Source organism: Paenibacillus oryzisoli (assembly GCF_001653565.1).
Classification (GTDB): Bacteria; Bacillota; Bacilli; order Paenibacillales; family NBRC-103111; genus Paenibacillus_E; species Paenibacillus_E oryzisoli.
The window spans coordinates 1-17,956 of the sequence record NZ_LYPB01000087.1 but is presented as its reverse complement, the minus strand read 5'-3'; the positions used below and the strand labels follow the sequence as shown (position 1 = coordinate 17,956).

General features: G+C 41.4%; 16 protein-coding genes. 14 read left to right on the top strand and 2 right to left on the bottom strand.

Translation table 11 applies throughout. From position 1 onward, the window contains the following. Positions 1–82: 82 nt before the first annotated feature. From A8708_RS27215 to A8708_RS27200, 4 genes are all read left to right on the top strand, one after another. A complete protein-coding gene (locus A8708_RS27215; RefSeq protein ID WP_068668885.1) occupies positions 83–1,609 on the top strand; it encodes a glycoside hydrolase family 31 protein in 1,527 nt (508 codons plus the stop codon). A gap of 338 nt (positions 1,610–1,947) precedes the next feature. Continuing rightward, the gene (locus A8708_RS27210; RefSeq protein WP_068668883.1) at positions 1,948–3,441 is read left to right on the top strand and encodes a hypothetical protein; all 1,494 of its coding nucleotides are present in this window, start codon (positions 1,948–1,950) and stop codon (positions 3,439–3,441) included. 113 nt (positions 3,442–3,554) lie between these two features. Further along, positions 3,555–4,358, top strand: a complete 804-nt coding sequence (locus A8708_RS27205; protein WP_068668881.1) for a LysM peptidoglycan-binding domain-containing protein — start codon at positions 3,555–3,557, stop codon at positions 4,356–4,358. A gap of 140 nt (positions 4,359–4,498) precedes the next feature. After that, positions 4,499–5,188, top strand: a complete 690-nt coding sequence (locus A8708_RS27200; RefSeq protein WP_068668879.1) for a DUF975 family protein — start codon at positions 4,499–4,501, stop codon at positions 5,186–5,188. Positions 5,189–5,427: 239 nt separating this feature from the next. On the opposite strand, the gene A8708_RS27195 is transcribed toward A8708_RS27200, so the two are convergent. After that, positions 5,428–6,324, bottom strand: a complete 897-nt coding sequence (locus A8708_RS27195) for a LysR family transcriptional regulator (RefSeq protein ID WP_068668877.1) — start codon at positions 6,322–6,324, stop codon at positions 5,428–5,430. A gap of 212 nt (positions 6,325–6,536) precedes the next feature. Here A8708_RS27195 and A8708_RS27190 point away from each other — a divergent pair, with 212 nt between their 5' ends. The 10 genes from A8708_RS27190 (at position 6,537) to A8708_RS27145 (ending at position 16,982) form a co-directional block, all read left to right on the top strand. Next, positions 6,537–7,241, top strand: a complete 705-nt coding sequence (locus A8708_RS27190) for an SDR family NAD(P)-dependent oxidoreductase (protein WP_068668875.1) — start codon at positions 6,537–6,539, stop codon at positions 7,239–7,241. 283 nt (positions 7,242–7,524) lie between these two features. Continuing rightward, entirely contained in the window at positions 7,525–8,292 is a 768-nt protein-coding gene (locus A8708_RS27185; protein WP_068668873.1) for a nucleotidyltransferase domain-containing protein, read from the top strand. 192 nt (positions 8,293–8,484) lie between these two features. Further along, positions 8,485–9,036, top strand: coding sequence for a cupin domain-containing protein (locus tag A8708_RS27180; protein ID WP_068668871.1), 552 nt, complete (start codon positions 8,485–8,487; stop codon positions 9,034–9,036). 496 nt (positions 9,037–9,532) lie between these two features. After that, positions 9,533–9,877: a hypothetical protein gene (locus tag A8708_RS27175; RefSeq protein WP_068668869.1), complete on the top strand. Its 345-nt coding sequence runs from the start codon at positions 9,533–9,535 to the stop codon at positions 9,875–9,877. A 96-nt stretch (positions 9,878–9,973) separates the two neighbouring features. Further along, complete coding sequence (locus A8708_RS27170) at positions 9,974–10,639, top strand: GntR family transcriptional regulator (protein ID WP_068669123.1); 666 nt, start codon at positions 9,974–9,976, stop codon at positions 10,637–10,639. Between the two features lie 20 nt (positions 10,640–10,659). After that, the gene (ilvD, locus tag A8708_RS27165) at positions 10,660–12,351 is read left to right on the top strand and encodes a dihydroxy-acid dehydratase (protein ID WP_068668867.1); all 1,692 of its coding nucleotides are present in this window, start codon (positions 10,660–10,662) and stop codon (positions 12,349–12,351) included. A gap of 291 nt (positions 12,352–12,642) precedes the next feature. Beyond that, a complete protein-coding gene (locus tag A8708_RS27160; RefSeq protein WP_068669121.1) occupies positions 12,643–13,701 on the top strand; it encodes a GerAB/ArcD/ProY family transporter in 1,059 nt (352 codons plus the stop codon). Next, the gene (locus A8708_RS27155) at positions 13,685–15,163 is read left to right on the top strand and encodes a spore germination protein (protein ID WP_157265067.1); all 1,479 of its coding nucleotides are present in this window, start codon (positions 13,685–13,687) and stop codon (positions 15,161–15,163) included. Before A8708_RS27160 ends, A8708_RS27155 begins: the two co-directional genes overlap by 17 nt. A gap of 38 nt (positions 15,164–15,201) precedes the next feature. After that, positions 15,202–16,335, top strand: coding sequence for a Ger(x)C family spore germination protein (locus A8708_RS27150; protein WP_239696871.1), 1,134 nt, complete (start codon positions 15,202–15,204; stop codon positions 16,333–16,335). A gap of 86 nt (positions 16,336–16,421) precedes the next feature. Continuing rightward, a complete protein-coding gene (locus A8708_RS27145) occupies positions 16,422–16,982 on the top strand; it encodes a CBO0543 family protein (protein ID WP_068668863.1) in 561 nt (186 codons plus the stop codon). A gap of 613 nt (positions 16,983–17,595) precedes the next feature. Here A8708_RS27145 and A8708_RS27140 read toward each other — a convergent pair. Continuing rightward, a complete protein-coding gene (locus tag A8708_RS27140; RefSeq protein ID WP_068668861.1) occupies positions 17,596–17,886 on the bottom strand; it encodes a hypothetical protein in 291 nt (96 codons plus the stop codon). Between the last annotated feature and the right edge of the window lie 70 nt (positions 17,887–17,956).

Genomic DNA, 17,956 nt, shown 5'->3' with positions numbered 1-17,956 from the left:
TTATATTATAAATCAATACTTTAAGATTGTCCCTATATTCTCTTGAATGTACAATCATTTGTAAAGAAGGAGTGATTGTTATATGGCCAATTATGAGATAGTACTTGATCTATTGCCAGGCGAATATTGGTGGGGCGGACGGGTATCAGATGGAACAAGCATGCCGTTCGGCAGATCACAGTTTAGTGCTGACTTAGCAAAAGCAAGTGGTGCAAACCAAGCGGCTCCACTACTAATTTCCAATAAAGGTCGTTACATTTGGAGTGAAGAGCCATTTGCATTTGAGATAAATCAGGAGCGATTAGCTATTCTTCGTGGAGCTTCGCGAATAACCGTAGGGGAAGGACATGGAAACTTACAAGGCGCTTACAAGCATGCCTCTCGTACTTTCTTTCCGCCAGTTCCAATAATACCAGAGGAATTACTATTTACAGCCCCTCAGTATAATTTGTGGATTGAGTTGTTATATGAACCGACGCAAGAAAAAGTACTGCAATATGCGAAAGATGTATTGGCATGCGGTATGCCGCCTGGTGTCATAATGATTGATGATAATTGGCACGAGCCATACGGAACATGGACATTTCATACTGGAAGATTCCCTGATCCAAAAAGTATGGTAGATGAACTCCATGCACTTGGCTTTAAGGTAATGGTATGGGTATGTCCGTTTGTCAGCCCAGACTCGATTACATTTCGTAAACTGGAATCGACAGGCATTCTATTGAGGGATCAACATGGCAAGACGACTATTCGCAAATGGTGGAATGGATATAGCGCAGTTCTAGATTGTACCAATCCGACAGCTGTCGAATGGATTCATGGTCAACTTGATGTACTTCAAGACGAGTTTGGGATTGATGGCTTTAAGTTAGATGCTGGCGACCTGGAGTTCTATGAAGGTGATGATTTAAGTTTTGTGAAGACAACGCCAAATGGTCAAAGTGAGGCTTGGGCCAAAGTAGGACTCAAGTATCCATTAAATGAATACCGAGCCTGCTGGAAGCTGGCAGGACAGCCATTGGTTCAAAGATTGAAGGACAAGCAGCATGAGTGGACTGGCAATGGACTTGATTGTTTAATTCCCGATGGCCTTGCACAAGGTCTTCTTGGATATGCATATTCATGCCCAGACATGATTGGGGGAGGGGAATTTATGAGTTTCCTCTCCTCAGAGAAGTTGGATCCAGAGCTTATTGTACGTTCAGCACAATGCTCGGCGTTATTCCCCATGATGCAGTTCTCAGCAGCGCCGTGGCGAATTCTAGATGAGAAGCATCTTCGTTATTGTGTTGAGGCTGCTCAGTTACATGCTGCCTTTGGGGAAGAAATTCTTAAACTCGCGAAAGAGTCAGCTGTTACTGGAGAACCCATTTTACGTCATATGGCTTACGAATTTCCAGAAGAAGGTTTGGAAACGATAACAGATCAGTTTATGTTGGGGAGTACTTTGCTAGTCGCTCCTGTAGTTGTCAAAGGTGCGAGAGCTAGAGACGTTGTACTTCCTGCAGGTACTTGGGTTGGGGATGATGGTTTAATTGTATCGGGCCCGCAAAAGGTAAACATCGAAGTGCCTCTCGGAAGATTGCCGTATTATAGAAAGAATTAATTTGAGACGGGGGAACCACGGTTAAACGGTTCACGTCTATGCTGTCGGTGTCAAGAATATATATCGATAATCATCCGCAGAAACTGCGGATTTTTATTTTATCGGAACAAATTCTAGTCATGAGCGAAAGTCAAGATTATGTACCGATTGTGCATTAGTTAATAACAAGATAGTTGAAATTTGAATTTATACTGTTTCATTCTATCACTTTGCATAGCTATGTTAGAGAGACTGTAAATTAATTCCTGAAATTTAGTCCTTTTTATCATATAATGGGAGAAACAAGATGATCGCTATTGGAGCAATTGCGAAAGCTATGGAACGGAGTCAGTCGCCCTATGAAATTACATAGTCATGCCTATGCAGCCAAAACCCAAGTAGGCAACCAACATCATCAACCAGCAACATATTCAGGCTATTTAGGCAGGGGAACAGTTGCTTCAAAACCCCTCTTTTCTGCCGGTGGCATTATGCATCTACAGCGTACAGTCGGCAACCGGGCCGTAGGTGGCTTGCTTCAACGCGCTTTGACAACAAAACATCAACAAAATCAGTCGGTTATCTCCTACATGGGGCAGAGTACGACTATTCAGCGGAAACTTGAGATTAACGAATCTGAGAAAACAGAAAAAGAAGTACCGGCAGACTATGATGAACTGAAGAGCAAGAAAATCAAAGGGCTCACCGAGGACAATTTCGAACAGGCCAGAAGCATCGTAATAGGCTGGACGGAACGGGATACGGTCAAATCTTTTAAGGATATGAATACGGCATTTACCGCAGCAGTCAAACAACTCGAGGAGTTTCAGGATTTCAAGGAGGAGAGAGGGAACGAAGAACACGAAGACAATTTGCTCGGGTTCGGTTTTACGCAGGAAGAGGTATGGAGGATTTATGATATCCTTGGAGAATCCGGTATGTACATGGAGCAATCGATGGCGACGGAGCTGCAAAATTTCAAGAAGGTTCACGGGTGGACCGGCGTTGATGTCTGTTGTTCGGAGATGGGGTATGATTCTTTTGAAACTCTGCTGCAAGGGTTGAAAGGGAAAGAATTCGCCGATTACGGAACAAAAATGGGAGGGGTAGCTCATCTGGCGAGAATCGCGAGAGGCAAGCAACCTGACGACGTCGAAACGCTTATCAAGAATTTAGGAGCCCCCCTATTGGCGACAATTCCCGCTGACGTAGCCCGATTAATGATTGGCGAACCGACGCGGCAGCTTGCAGTGGCCGCTCATGTAGGCAAGATGGTTCCTTGTCTGGATTCGGTGGCAAGGGCAAACCTTCTATTCGGTTTGTTGGCCTGGGAATCCCCGGCTAATGTCGCTACGATGCTGGGTTTTCCAGGGATTTCATTGGAAGATGTGGGATATATGCGTACTCGTAGTGTGAACGGGGGCGTTCTTATCGGATATTTAACGGAAGCGTCGGAGTACGGAATGTCCGCTGCCGATCAGAAATCAACTCTTAATTCGCACGCTAACGATACTTTGCCGAATTTAAAGACGTTTTTACAGGTACTAGTGGAGAACAAAGCAGACCTTAATGGGGCCGAGATCAGCAAGCTTTACAAAAATGGCCGCGCTACTATTTCCTACAGGGAAACTGGACATACTGCGCAAGAAAGAATAGAAGGTGGTGGGTTTCATATCTTCACGATCAAGATCGGTGGAGCCAATGTCGACAATGAAATTCATATCCATTACAACAAAGGTCAGAACCGATTCAAAGAATACTCTGCAGCGCATATTAAGCCCGAAGCGTTCGGGGATATCCGTCATAATATCGGACATGATTTGGCTGTTGAATTGATTGGCGGCATTACATAAACAAAAGCGAATCCCATACCCACGGAAGAGATTAAAAAAATTTGAATCCTTCACGTTTACAGATGAACTCGGCATAAGATGGGTATTAACCTATTTTAAGAGGAGTTGCTTCTATGCCGATTTCATCAGGGACCCACTTGCTGTATACCGTTCGCCAAGGTGACACCTTGTATTCGATTGCCGAACAATTGGGCACCAACATACCATCGCTAATCCAAATTAACGCGTTATATCCTCCTGTTGCAGATCCCAACCGAATTTCTCCAGGGCAAGTATTGTTAGCGAGATTGCCAGGTATGGCGGAGCAAAGTTCTGTCGTATATCAAGTTCAGCCGGGAGACACCTTATATAGGATCGCCGAACGTTTCTCAGTAAGCGTTGATATGTTATCTGGACTGAACCAAATACAACAGCCGGACATTCTCCGAGTCGCACAGTTGCTATTTATTGCTTCTTTTGTGTATGAAGTCGAGCCGGGAGACACGCTGTACAGCATTTCCCGCCGCTTAGGAACTCCAATGAGCGACATTATTCGAGCCAATCGTAACCGCCAAAGTTTATCTCTGGATATCATTTATCCTGGTTTCCGACTAGTTATCCCGTTACCGTCATCAACGAATATCGTAGTATTTGAGCCACTACCTGGTACGAAGATTGCTCCCGAGCAGCGATTGATGGGTAGCGCCAGAGCTTTCGAAGCGACGATTAATTATCAAATTCGTGATGCAATGGGGCGTGTTATTGCGAAAGAACGGGCGGGAACAGCGGCACAAGGCGCTCCAGCGTTTGGCGTTTTCGATGTGCAACTCCAGTTTGATCAAACGCCGACTACACTATCAGGTATATTGATGGTGTACACACGCAGCGCAAACGACGGGAGTATTCAAGATATGGTGGAGGTTCCTTTGTCTTTTTAAAATTTTGAGATCTCAGCTGCCAATGTGAATTGGCAGCTGTTTTGAATGACTAATGTATGTGATACTTTACGGAGTATGTTTTATTCCTTATTATGGTTAGTGAGTGAATTATAACTAATGAAGCGAGGGCGAGCATCAACATGATTGTGAACCATGATAATTATTATGACAAGGATTCATCAACCTTTAAAGAAATGGCAAGGAGGAGTCTGAGAGAGAACTGGCCTTCGGCACTGTTTGTAATGGCTGTTACCACGTTACTCGGTACATTGTTGGGGCCGAATACGCACTGGATTGTAGATATTGCCCTATTCCTATTTAGTGGAGCACTCATGCTAAGCTCGGTGCATTATTTCCTAAGGCTGCATCGTAATGAACGTGCAGAGATCTCGGATCTTCTTTATGGATTCAATCAATTGATTCCTTCAACGCTGACATATCTCTTATTCCTACTCTTCATTCTGCTCTGGACTCTCTTACTCATCATTCCTGGTATAATTGCTGGCCTAAGGTATGCCATGACCTTCTACATATTGAATGATGAACCAGACATAAAACCACATCAAGCCATTAAACGCAGCTCGGAAATGATGAAAGGGCATAAATGGAACTTTTTCAAGCTTCAATTAAGCTTTATTGGCTGGTACTTACTCGGGATTATAGCAGGGTTTATCACTATTGCAGCACTTCCATATGTTCAAATGAATGACCCTTATTGGAGTGGTCTCATTATAGCCTTGTTTACGCTGCCTGTTCTTACATATACCGCTGCTGCTACCGCTGCATTTTATGAAAATTTGAAAGCTATGCAGCAGGGAGAGCAAGTGTAAAACTACAAGTGTTTTAAGCCAGCTAAATGGGTATTAAACGAAGAAATATTATCAGGAGATAAATACTATATCCTAACGGATTAACAGAATTACTGAATGAAGAGATATTCCGCAAACTGAGGAACGTTACATTAATAACTACAAAATGAGGCTGTCACCGCAAAAACGAGTGACAGCCTCATAAGTTATTACTGGAAAATAAGGTAATGGATGATCGTATTCTCTTCTTAATCTACCACTTAACTATCCTGAGATTGCATTTCCTTAATGATCTTTAGAAACTGATTGACATCTTCGGAAGGATGTAAGGGATATAGCAAACCATAGGGGATTGTGAAGTCCAAGTCGCTGGGTATTGTCACTAAGGACGGATGAATATCTGCCCATACATCTAATGTTAGTAAGATAACACCGCTTTCCTCACATCGATTGAATACATCAATATCGTAAAGGCGCGGAATATCTTTAATTCGGATTTTAGGGTGGTTTGTTCTCAAATAATTACGAATTTCATCAATAACAGCACTTCCTCCACCGTTTACTACAGCCAATTGCTCTCCATACAAATCTTTGACAGACAGCGTTTTCTTAGAAGCCAACCGATGGTTGCGAGATAAGGCAAAGCAAAAGCGATAACTTCCCAACTCAAGAACTTGGAAATATTCCTTCCAGTTCTCTGTAATGGTTGGCCCTACTATGAAATCATAGTGTTTACCAATAGTACGATAAGTGGTTGGGAGTGTATGTGAATCATCCTCAAAATGCACGATATTGATTTTGAACTGCGGAAATTGCTCGCTGACTTTATTCCACATATCCAGCAAAACCTTGCAGGGATTAAGCATAGAGGTTCCCACGCGAATTACAAGCTGATTTGCCTGTGCGGATTGACGCATGCGTAGCAGGGATTCTTGAAAATACTGCAGCATAAATGCCGCATCCTTGCTAAAGGATTTTCCAGCTTTGGTGAGTTCAATTCCGTGGTTACTACGGATTAAAAGAGGCATACCTATATGTTTTTCCAATAGATTCATTTGCTTCATCACAGCGGTTGGAGAAATAAATAATTCCTCAGCCGCCTTTGAAAAGCTACCGGACTTTACAACCTGAATAAAAGTGTTTAATTGTTCATTCATTCCAAGAACCCCCTGTTGCATAAACCAATAGTTGATACCATGCTAACTTATTTGAACTTCCTTATCAAGTCTTCCAACTGTAACATTAGAGATGAAAAAAAGCAGAACAGAAGCTGGCTTATTTCATTCATTAATCTAATTTTTCAGGACTGCTAGACCGCTTCTTCACATAACCGGTTTGGCTAATCTCCTCCAAGGAAGGAACATTTATTATGGAAATTCGTGACAAGGTCGTTCTCATAACTGGTGCATCCGCTGGTATCGGCTTAGCCACAGTACGTCGCTTTGCCACTGCCGGTGCTAAATTAGCACTGGCAGCTCGATCTGCCGATGCACTCAATCATCTCGCCAAGGAATTGCATAGCCAAGGTATTGAGGCTGTCGCTATACCGGCTGACGTGAGTGATCTTAGACAAGTAGAACGAGTCATTGAGGAAACGGTTCGCCGCTTTGGCCGCCTAGATGTGGTTATCAATAACGTAGGACAAGCTGTAGTTGGCAAGGTTGCTGACTTAAATCCTGATGACTTCCGCAAGATCCTTGATCTTAATGTTCTAGGACCGTTAGCAGCTATTCAAGCTGCTGTCCCCGTCATGCGAGGGCAAGGGGGAGGGCTAATTATCAATATAAGTTCGGTGGTATCCAAGATGCATATTGCTGGATTGGGCGCCTATGCTGCAACCAAAGCTGCTTTGAACATGATTTCAGATACAGCTCGAGATGAATTAGCCTCAGATCAAATCCGTGTAATTACCGTCTATCCGCGCTCAACCGCAACGGATTTTGGTAAAAACGCTCTTGGTGCCCGCGAGCAACAGCGACAAAGATCTTCTTCTCCAACAGATACTCCTGAATTGGTCGCAGAGAAAATCTTGGCTGCAGCTTTACATGAGCCAGACGAGCAATATATGGATTAATGAGCTTTTACTTTTAAATGGGATGAACGGAATATCATATGATCCGAACTAGTACCAATAGCACAACGGAGATTCCGCTAACGAGAGATGATCGTGCAAAAGCAAGGGACAGGTCGCCGTGACAGGCAGCTGTCCCTTGCTTGATTAGGCAGGATAAGCCGATTCAGGCGGACACATCCTTCCACCTAACCGCGTCACGGCCGCCCGTTGGGCTTAAGGTGGAAGGACGTCTTGAATATCAGAACTTTAGCCGAAAGAAGTTCTTAATTTAGGAGGAGTCTATATGATATTAGAAAAAGTTATCAATAGAATTGTAATACAAAGTGAATATAAGGATTTTGTTGATAAGTATATAGATAATATACTTGCTGAATTTAAAGGTAAGATTCATAGCATTTATATGTGTGGCTCGATTCCAAAAGGAACTGCTAAACCTTTTAAGTCAGATGCAGACTTTACTATTGTATGTGTAAATCCCAAAAATATTGATTTCGAAAGATTGTCAAATATTAAAGATAGGCTTTTGGAAGAATATCCAGTAATAACTAAGATTGATACGATAATTTGCTCGATTGACGATGTATTAAGTAAACCCAATGAGTGGGGCTTTTGGGTTAAGATAATTTGTGTTTGCGTATATGGTCATGACGTTGGTGAAAAAGTACCACCCTTAATTATTTCTCCAGAGTTCATTTTAGACTTAAATACAGAGACCAAGGAGGAAGTGGATCGTATACATAGTTTACTTTCTAATACAAGTGATAGCACACTGAAAACTAGATATATGAAAGGTTACTCTAAGAGATTAATTCGTGCATTATACTCTTTGGTTTTAGAAGATACAGGGGTATGGCAAGATGACATCATTAAGATGAAGAATGCCATATTACACTATTCTGTGATTGACTCCGCTTTAGTTGAATATCTGTATGCTTGTTACTTGGATAGTCATGTAATTGTTGAAGAGTTTCTGGGAATTGCAGATGAAGTATCTAGCTATGTTGAGAACGCCTTAAATGCAATGGCCGCTTCCAGAACTTCCTCTGGCTAACCATACTGACACTTCGGGTCACTATGAGAAGCGAGTGATCACATCCAGCCCCTATCTCAGTCGGAACGTCAAAAAAATAATTGTAAGAAAACAAGATGAATCCGGGTAGGCTTTTGCCTAATTTCCAATCCTTTAATTAGGCAAGCGCATAGGATAATAGGTAAACAATTAAATCATTGGAGGAACATGAATATGTACAGTAATTCGTACTATCACTATCAATGGCATAATCCTATATATTGCCACTGGAACAACCTAAGATGGAACTATAATTCGTATCTTCATTATTACAATCGGAACAATACTAACTGGAATCGTTATGAAAACATTAAATTGACAGATTATGGACCAAGTCCATATGTAGTGAATATTGACCAAGTTGCTAAGCAAAACGATAATTACCGAACGGCTTTATGGACAGGGAAACACTATCAAGTGACCCTAATGAGTATTCATGTTGGAGATGACATTGGTTTAGAAGTTCATCCCACAACGGATCAATTCATACGTATTGAAGAAGGTCAGGGCCTTGTTCAAATGGGTGATAGTAAAGATAATTTGGATTTCCAAGAAATGGCCTTTGATGATTATGCAATTATGATACCTGCTGGTAAATGGCACAATGTAACTAATACAGGTAATAAACCACTTAAAATTTACGTTATCTATGCACCACCTCAGCATCCGTATGGTACGGTTCATGAAACCAAAGCAATTGCAATGGGCTCTGAAGAAAACCACTAAATTTATGGTTAAACATAAAAGATGGCTCAATGATATGGGGCATTCCGCAAAATGAGAACTATAGTGAAAGGCTGCCGCGAAGCAGCCTTTATTACGTTAACGGAGATTAACGTAACATTTGCCATCGTACTGCGTTAAATTAGAAGAGGTGGATAAATGAGGAAATATATTGTGTTATTAATAGTGGGAGAGAGAGCAAGAGAATAGAGATATTTTCAATGATAGACTCAGCGTAAAACGAAATAAATTAAGGGTATTAAGCTTCGTTGTATTCCATTCAGTGAAAATTTTGAAATAGAATTCCAGGAGGATAATCTACATGTTTGAATTGGATATTAAAGCTAATATAAAAATTAACATTTGAGGTAAATTACGTAATGATTATGAAAATATATGTGAGTTTTTCTTTGCAGAAGAAAAACGCAATATTGAAAATATATTTAAATTTGATGAAGAAAGAGAAGAACTATTTAAAGAAATAGGTATTACAGATTATATGAAGGAATGGAAGGTCGAAAAAGAAAACGAAATCAAAGAGAATAAAAAGAGGCTGGAAAGAATTAAGACAATATACAATGGATCTGAAGAAAAGAATTTATCATATTCTTTTGAAGAATTTAAGAGAAAGTATATTTACATAATTCTAGAATCAGATTTTATATATAATAAACCCGTTTATCACAATGGTATTGATGTAATGAGTGGATTAAGTAAAACAGATGAATGTAAAAATCTAATTTTAGAAAAATGGAATAGGAACGAAATTTCGATTTGTGAATCTTTTAATCTATCTGGAAAAGAATATTTCAGGTTATTGCAAAACAAAATCAGCACTGATTGAAAAATCAATTCGGAAAGTCTTAACTTAAAAATCTTGATTTAAATATATGTATGCGATATATTGCATATTAGAGAATGAAAAGTGAGGTTGATAATTATACCGGTCCCTAAAAATTTTGTCTCACCTGCACGAATGTCTGCAAAAGAAAGAGCCTTCTCTCAAATACAGCGATGGATTATTGATGGTACACTGCAACCCGGGGAGAAACTGATCGACGCAGAATTGGCGGAGTCGCTTGGCGTAAGCCGCACCCCTATTCGGGAAGCCTTTCAGTTGCTTGAAGTACAAGGGCTCGTCTCCATGCACCCTGGAAAGGAAACAAAAGTAACGGATATAGTGAAGGACGACATCTTCAAGATGTATTCAACGATGGCGGCTCTTCAAGCTTTAGCAGCTGAAGTGTCCGCAATAATTATTGTGCCCAAGCAAATCGAGCAACTGCGGGCGATTAATCTGGAATTTGAAAGCTCCATTAAGAGCGGTCAAGCTTACCAAGCCATGGAGGCGGACGAACAGTTCCATAACCTGATTATCGAACTTTCGGACAATCCTTATATCGCTTCATTCAGCTCGTCGCTTCAGATTCATATCCGCCGTTTCAAATATGTATTCCTAAAGCAGCCGATCACTGCGACGCAAGCTTCAGTTGATGAGCATACAACGATAATTGCAGCTTTTGAGAACAACGATAGTAAACACGCTCAGGCTATGATGAAGCAAAATTTTATCCGTCCGATGCAGGAACTGCACGGACTACTATAAACAGAGAGGGGCGAGTAACATTGGAAAACGGACAAGATCTTCGTATTCGCAGTAAAGTCATCAGCGAGGGGGCCAACCGGGTACCGAACAGAGCGATGCTGCGCGCTGTTGGTTTTAAAGATGAGGATTTCAAAAAGCCGATGATTGGCGTAGCCAGCACGTGGAGTGAGGTTACACCGTGCAATATGCACATCAATGAATTGGCCGTTCAAGCCAAGCGAGGGGTACATAACAATGGCGGTTCACCGCTGATCTTTAATACGATTACAGTCTCAGACGGCATATCGATGGGGCATGAAGGCATGCTGTTCTCACTGCCAAGCCGGGAAACCATCGCGGATTCGATTGAAATTGTTGCAGGAGCCGAGCGCTTTGACGGTGTTGTGGCGATCGGTGGGTGCGACAAAAATACGCCTGCCTGTCTAATGGCGATAGGACGGCTGAATATTCCTTCCGTTTACGTATATGGAGGGACGATTCAACCGGGCAAGCTCGACGGTAAAGACGTCGATATCGTTACAGCTTTCGAAGCTGTCGGGCAATATCATGATGGAAGAATGACGGATGAACAGCTTCATAAGGTGGAGTGCAGCGTCTGCCCGGGTCCGGGGGCTTGCGGCGGCATGTACACGGCAAATACAATGGCTGCAGCTGCAGAGGCAATGGGCATGTGCCTGCCCGGATCCTCCTCTACGCCGGCTATCTCGCCTGATAAAGCGGCAGAATGTGCCACGGCCGGCAAACAGGTTATCTCGCTACTGGAACAGGGGATCTATCCGAAAGACATTATGACGAAAAAAGCGTTTGAGAATGCGATTACCGTCGTTATGGCTTTGGGCGGTTCAACCAATGCGTTCCTGCATTTGCCCGCCATTGCGCATTCGGTAGGCGTCAATTTAACACTGGACGATTTTGAGCGGATCCGCCTGCGTGTGCCTCATCTAGCAGATCTGAAACCAAGCGGCCAATATGTCATGCAGGATTTGAACGATATTGGCGGCGTTCCTGGCGTCATGAAGTTATTGCTCGCGGAGGGACTTCTTCACGGTGATTGCATGACGGTTACAGGTAAGACCCTGGCGGAGAATCTAGCCGAAGCAGCTCCGTTGCAGAAAGATCAGGAGATTATTCGCCCGATTAACATGCCGCTGAAGCCGAATGGACCCTTGGTTGTGCTTAGAGGCAACCTAGCCCCTGAAGGTGCTGTTGCCAAAATGTCAGGAATGAAGAAGCTGCGGTTTGTCGGTCCGGCAAAGGTGTATGACAGCGAGGATGAGGCAACGGAAGCTATTTTGAGAAATGAAATCCATAAAGGGGATGTAGTGGTTATCCGCTATTGCGGCCCAAAAGGCGGGCCAGGTATGCCAGAGATGCTGTCTGTTACCGCGCTAATTGTAGGTAAGGGTCTTGGCGGGGAAGTGGCCCTTATGACCGATGGCAGGTTCTCGGGCGGCTCGCATGGCTTCGTTGTCGGCCATGTATCACCTGAAGCACAGGTAGGTGGACCGATCGCACTGCTCAGGAACGGGGACATCATCACTATCGATAGCGAAACGCAGCAGATGATGTTTAACGTGACAGAAGAGGAACTGGCTGCTCGGGCGCAAGCGTGGGTACAGCCTTCACTTAAGGTAAACACCGGCGTACTCGCCAAGTATGCAAGACTTGTCTCCTCTGCGTCTAAAGGTGCAGTAACAGATATTTTCGAATAAATTTTATTCATTTCTGAGATAACACTGAGTTTGCTGAAGGAATACTAAGCTAAGGCAGTGAGGTAAATTGCTGAAAGCGCCAAATAAAACGTCAACGTAGTCGACGACACAAAACCTGTTGTTATATAAGCAGTTTTGTGTCGTTTTTTTATTTAAGCAAAGTTGTGAGATTACTAAGTTCATTTCATGAATAATTTATCTAAATAAGGAAAATATACCAATTACTTAAAACTTTTTTACTCTGGGGGGACAGCAGTGGAGGGTTCCTTCTCTAGACTGCAAATTGTATTTATGTTGCTCTTATCGCTTGGCATATCGAATCATGTGTTGACGATTCCTCATCTTCTCCAAGCAGCGAAACGAGATGCTTGGTTTAGTATTTTGCTCGCTTACTTAGCTTTGATTGGATGGAGCTTGATCCTGTATCTTATATTGAAATCAATGGGTAAGCTATCGTTGCATCTTTGGCTGAAAGGCCGGGTAGGTAAGTTGGGACTGTCGATCGTAAGTGCCAGTATTGCTTTATATTTAATAGCTGCCGGGATTATGATCGTATTTGATACGACCTTAAACGTCAGCATTTACTTTCTTCCAAGAACGCCTAATTTCGTTGTCATTTTAAGTTTTATTTTTTTGGCTTACATGGCAGCGAAAGCGGGCCTCAAAACAATTATTTATATGTCAACCATGTTACTACCTATTGTATGGATGTTAGGTATCGGAGTATCTCTGATGACCAAGAGCAGTAAAGATTATGGCATGTTACATCCCCTCCTAAAAGAAGGATTAGTCTCTCAACTATCTGGAGGTGTAGTCGTTTTTGGTGGAAGCATTGATTTGATGATTTTGCTATTAATTCAGCATAAAATGACGAAACCACTGAATTATGGCGTCATTTTCATAGTATTAACGTTATTAATCGGGCTTATTATGGGACCTACATTGGGATCATTAGCAGCCTTTGGTCCTTACCAAGCTGCAAACTTGCGTTTTCCTGCGTTTGAACAATGGAGATTGGTAATGCTTGGCAGACAAATCTCTCATGTGGATTTTTTAGCAGTATTTCAATTAATGGCAGGCAGTATTGTAAGAACTGCCCTGGTGATCCATCTCATATCTGAACTGGCAGGTGTCCAATCTCGCAAATATCGAGAAATCGTTATGCTACTCAGTGCTTTCATCTTGTCGCTTCCATCTCTATTTAAGGTAAGCGACATCAGGATGCAAGGGCTCGTCCATAACTATTTTTACACCTACTCGCTCGGGTATGGAGTTGCTATAACAGCGGTTCTCTTTACGATAACTTATGTTTCGCAACGAAAGGAGAAAGGCAATGAATCCATCACCTGAAGAAACGATGTTGTTTGTAGACCAGGATGCCTGTTTAAAGAGCGGAAGTTTGTTGATAGAGCAACTACAAGAAGTATTTACATCGTATTCAGACATCGTATTCCCAGCAATTCCGCAATTAGAAGTATCCAATCAATTGACGGCTTTCTTCTGTGAAGGCATGATTGATAAATCCGAATTAAATGCTTATTTCACTAGGGCATGTCAGTATATAAATCAGGTATCGCTCCATGTAGTGGATGTTCCGAATTATTCGGAAGAAATGCCTCTATTTGATTTGAATTGGTCCTTCAGAGACATGGTTGTAAATCTGTTTAGCGGCTGTTTGATTCTTTATCGGGAAGGTGATACTCACTTTTGGGCGGTAGATATTTCTAAAGTGCCCCAACGAGCCATACAGGAATCTAACACAGAAATCTCAATCAAAGGTGCTAAAGATGCTTTCACGGAAGACCTGTTTACGAATATATCTCTTATTCGGAAACGAATGCAAACGGCATTGTTATTTTGTGAAAAGTTCGTCATTGGAAGTTTAAGTAAAACGCAAGTATCCTTGCTATATCTGAGTCATAAAGCGAATCCTACGATGATAGTAGAAGTGCGTAAACGATTGGAAACATTTCAAACAGAAAGCATCGTTAGCAGCGGACAGTTGGAACAATGGTTATCCGACCGAACCTTTTCATTGTTTCCCTTAATCGATTACATTGGTCGACCAGATTTCGTTGTTGAAACGCTGCTGAGAGGAAGATTCGCCATTGTGGTTGACGGGTCACCTATGGTACTTATCGGACCGGCTAACTTTCTTGAATTGTTAAAGACACCTGAAGATGTTCATTTTCCTTATCATTATGTAATATTTCAACGCATACTCAGAATATTAGGGTTGATGCTTAGTATTTTTTTGCCAGGCTTTTGGATCGCAATTGCGAGCGTAAATTTAGACCAGATCCCATTTGCGCTCCTATCAACGGTAGTACTTTCTCGTGAAGGGGTTCCACTTCCTTCGTTTCTTGAAGCGTTACTTCTGATGTTTCAATTTGAATTGCTTCGAGAGGCAGGCGTTCGACTACCTAAGGCTGTTGGACAAACGATCGGCATTGTAGGAGGACTAATTATTGGAGATTCCCTCATTAGGGCTGGCCTTGCATCTCCGACATTGCTTGTAGTTATAGCACTTTCCACAGTAGCAGCGTTTAGTCTGGTGAATCAATCTTTGGCCGGCACTGTAAGTGTGGTCAGGTTATTTATATTTATAATTTCTTCCTACCTTGGCATTTACGGCTTTATTCTGAGCATGTTATTGCTTTTGATCTATCTCTGCCGACTTGAGTCATTTGGATTGTCGTATCTCGAACCAATATCCTCTTTACGAATGAAGGACTGGTTAGCTGCGTTTGTTGTTGATCCGTTCAGGAGATCACGAGTTTCTTCAAAAATGCTAGATAAACGGAAAAGGTGAAAGTGTTGAATCATAAACGGCTGTTCACGCTAATTGTGATGTTTGGATTATTTGTGGATACGGGCTGCGCCACGGATGTCAAGGATATCGATAAGTTAAATTACGCATCTACCATAGGTGTGGATTACAAGGATGGGAAATATCATGGCTATATCCAATTCAATGATTTTCAGACCGTTGCTAAAACAAACGATACACAGAGGTCGCCGGCAAAAATTTGGGTGGGTGAGGGAATTGGTGATTCTTTCGAAGAATCTCTATTTGATCTGTATCGATCTGCGCAGGAAAGAATTTATTGGGGTCATGTGACAGCTATTGTGATTAGCGAAGCGGCATTTAAACAAGGTATTCGTAATATTTACGATAGCTTTGTTCGATATTATGAATTTAGATTGACCCCTTGGGTGTATGGGACGCGAGGATCAGTAAAGGATATCCTCAGCACAGGTGGTTTTTTTGGACAATCTCCACTTAGTACAATTCTTCATGAACCGACAGGGAATTACTCCCAAACCTCCTATATTAAGCCCATCAAGCTTCATAAATTAATCGGTCAGATGAATGAGAATGGCTTTACTTCATGTATTCCGACCTTAGCTGTAAACAAGAAAAACTGGACCGTACAACAGAATAAAGAACCAAAACTGATGATCGATGGGGCGATATTCCTGAAAAATGAAGTGTACAAAAGCTTTATTCCACTAGAGGGATTGACGGGACTCCGTTGGATACAATCGGGTACTGTGAGAGCTGGTGTTTCAGTTCCGGACAAGACGGAGCCAGCGGTTCAAATCGTTGTCGATAATCCCAAAACAAAAGTAAAAATGGTCAAGATAGATGATCGACCTCAATTTAATATTGATATGAATGCAACAGGATATGTTGTCAGCCGAACCAATAATAACTTACTGGGGATTCAACAATTAACCCAGAAGTCAACAGAGCGCATCGAAAAAGAAATTCGAAAGTCATTCATGGAAGGTCTAAAAAGGAATACGGATATCTATAATCTTGAGCATGAATTATTCCGTTACCATTATCAAGAGTGGAAGTCCATCTCTCAGGTGGAGGGGACGTTATTAAATGAAAATGAGATTCGAAATGTCCATATCGACTTAAATATAAAGCATACGAGTAACGGAAAAAATTCGACTATACATAAAAGTAACTAAACAGCTTTCTGGCTAGGTGGAATAACTTTACCAAATTTCGGGAAATTAATTCTCAATTCAATCCTACAAGAAAGGAATGTGAAGTGATGCGCACTGTCCAAGATCCAGAAAAGATTAAAGAAATTGGCGAGTTCTTCCGAATAAATTCAGAAAACAGTACTAATTATTATTGGTATTGGACTGAAAACACACTATTTCAATGGGATTTTTGGTTGTCTTGGATGTTTGCGATCATCCCTTGGATTGTATGGTCTCATTATCATAAAAAGAAAAGTCGCGGAAGGCTATTATTAGTGGGATTTATTGCCATCACTATCACCTCTTGGATGGATTTTATAGGGGTAAACATTGGTCTTTGGTATTATACAGGTCTTGCAATCCCGACTATTCCTAGTTATGCTCCTTGGGATTTTAGCTTACTGCCAGTGTTTATTATGTTTTTACTTCAAATTAAGCCAAACACCTCGAAGTATTTGAAAGCAGCCATATTTTCTATAGTTAGCTCATTTGTGGGAGAACCGATTTTTCTTTGGTTAGGATTTTATAAAATTTTGCATTGGAATCTCTTTTACTCACTGCCGATTTATTTCGTTATATACTTGATTTGTAATCGAGTAAGTAAGCAAAAGTATTTCGAGGAACTCTAAATAGAAATGAATATGAGATTTCCATCAACTGTAGTGATTCGTCTAAATTTATTAAGGATTAGATGCCTTGTGCAAACATAGAAAAGTTTACTCCATTCATTGAATCAATTTAACTAAACGATCCGCACATTCTCCGGAATGGATTACCTACAGATATCTTGAGAAGATCAAGCGATTGTACGGTTTGAAACATGTTGAGAGTGATTTGAAGATTAACAAAGTCGATAAACGCACATCTTCTACAAACATTGTCTTGCAAAGACAACTATTTAAGAACGCAGTATGTGGGAATCAATTAGTTGTAGATTTGGACAGCTCAGGAGTTGTCCGATATAGCTGGCACCCTTCATGCGGGCTTAGAAGAGAAGCGTCTAGGGAAGCCAATGTACCCTGCTGTTTCTGTTGAAGATGCAAAGCGAATAGTCTCAACATCTAACACTTCTCTTAAAACAAGTATACCGATAAATGAGATTTCTTGTTATCTACCAACTAGAAATGGTATTCCGTTTGTTCATGTCCTCACTTATGAAAAAGACGGAGATCCAGTATCCATTATGATTCACTCAATGACTGGGCGAATAATCGAATAACAATACATTAGAGGAACTCCTTGTTAAGGAAGTTCCTCTTTCCATTCAACTTTCTTCAGAAGTTGGTTCTTCATAAGTTGAAGAATGAAATCACTATAGTATTCTTTGCGGACGATGATCCGATATTTGTGGTTGGTGTAAGTGTAAATTAACACATCCGTGATGACATCATTTGATTCGAAGATTTTCTGAATGTTATTCATATCATCAAAGTGCGATGGGGAGAGAACTTTTATAGAGAACTCGATATCATTCATTACCTCGACTTCGCTAATATCTATAACTTGTTGATTCCACTCATAAATGAGTTTCACATTTCATTCCTCCTCATTAAATTAAGTATCTGACATAAATATAAATGTTTGCTAGCACTACGGAAATTAA

What these genes read in the sequence shown, in the direction of transcription:
- A8708_RS27185 (WP_068668873.1), top strand. Translation starts at nt 7,525, where the DNA reads ATGATATTAGAAAAAGTTATCAATAGAATTGTAATACAAAGTGAATAT.
- A8708_RS27205 (WP_068668881.1), top strand. Translation starts at nt 3,555, where the DNA reads ATGCCGATTTCATCAGGGACCCACTTGCTGTATACCGTTCGCCAAGGT.
- A8708_RS27175 (WP_068668869.1), top strand. Translation starts at nt 9,533, where the DNA reads ATGAAGGAATGGAAGGTCGAAAAAGAAAACGAAATCAAAGAGAATAAA.
- A8708_RS27215 (WP_068668885.1), top strand. Translation starts at nt 83, where the DNA reads ATGGCCAATTATGAGATAGTACTTGATCTATTGCCAGGCGAATATTGG.
- A8708_RS27180 (WP_068668871.1), top strand. Translation starts at nt 8,485, where the DNA reads ATGTACAGTAATTCGTACTATCACTATCAATGGCATAATCCTATATAT.
- A8708_RS27195 (WP_068668877.1), bottom strand. Translation starts at nt 6,324, where the DNA reads ATGAATGAACAATTAAACACTTTTATTCAGGTTGTAAAGTCCGGTAGC.
- A8708_RS27150 (WP_239696871.1), top strand. Translation starts at nt 15,202, where the DNA reads ATGTTTGGATTATTTGTGGATACGGGCTGCGCCACGGATGTCAAGGAT.
- A8708_RS27155 (WP_157265067.1), top strand. Translation starts at nt 13,685, where the DNA reads ATGAATCCATCACCTGAAGAAACGATGTTGTTTGTAGACCAGGATGCC.
- A8708_RS27145 (WP_068668863.1), top strand. Translation starts at nt 16,422, where the DNA reads ATGCGCACTGTCCAAGATCCAGAAAAGATTAAAGAAATTGGCGAGTTC.
- A8708_RS27190 (WP_068668875.1), top strand. Translation starts at nt 6,537, where the DNA reads ATGGAAATTCGTGACAAGGTCGTTCTCATAACTGGTGCATCCGCTGGT.
- A8708_RS27200 (WP_068668879.1), top strand. Translation starts at nt 4,499, where the DNA reads ATGATTGTGAACCATGATAATTATTATGACAAGGATTCATCAACCTTT.
- A8708_RS27160 (WP_068669121.1), top strand. Translation starts at nt 12,643, where the DNA reads ATGTTGCTCTTATCGCTTGGCATATCGAATCATGTGTTGACGATTCCT.
- A8708_RS27210 (WP_068668883.1), top strand. Translation starts at nt 1,948, where the DNA reads ATGAAATTACATAGTCATGCCTATGCAGCCAAAACCCAAGTAGGCAAC.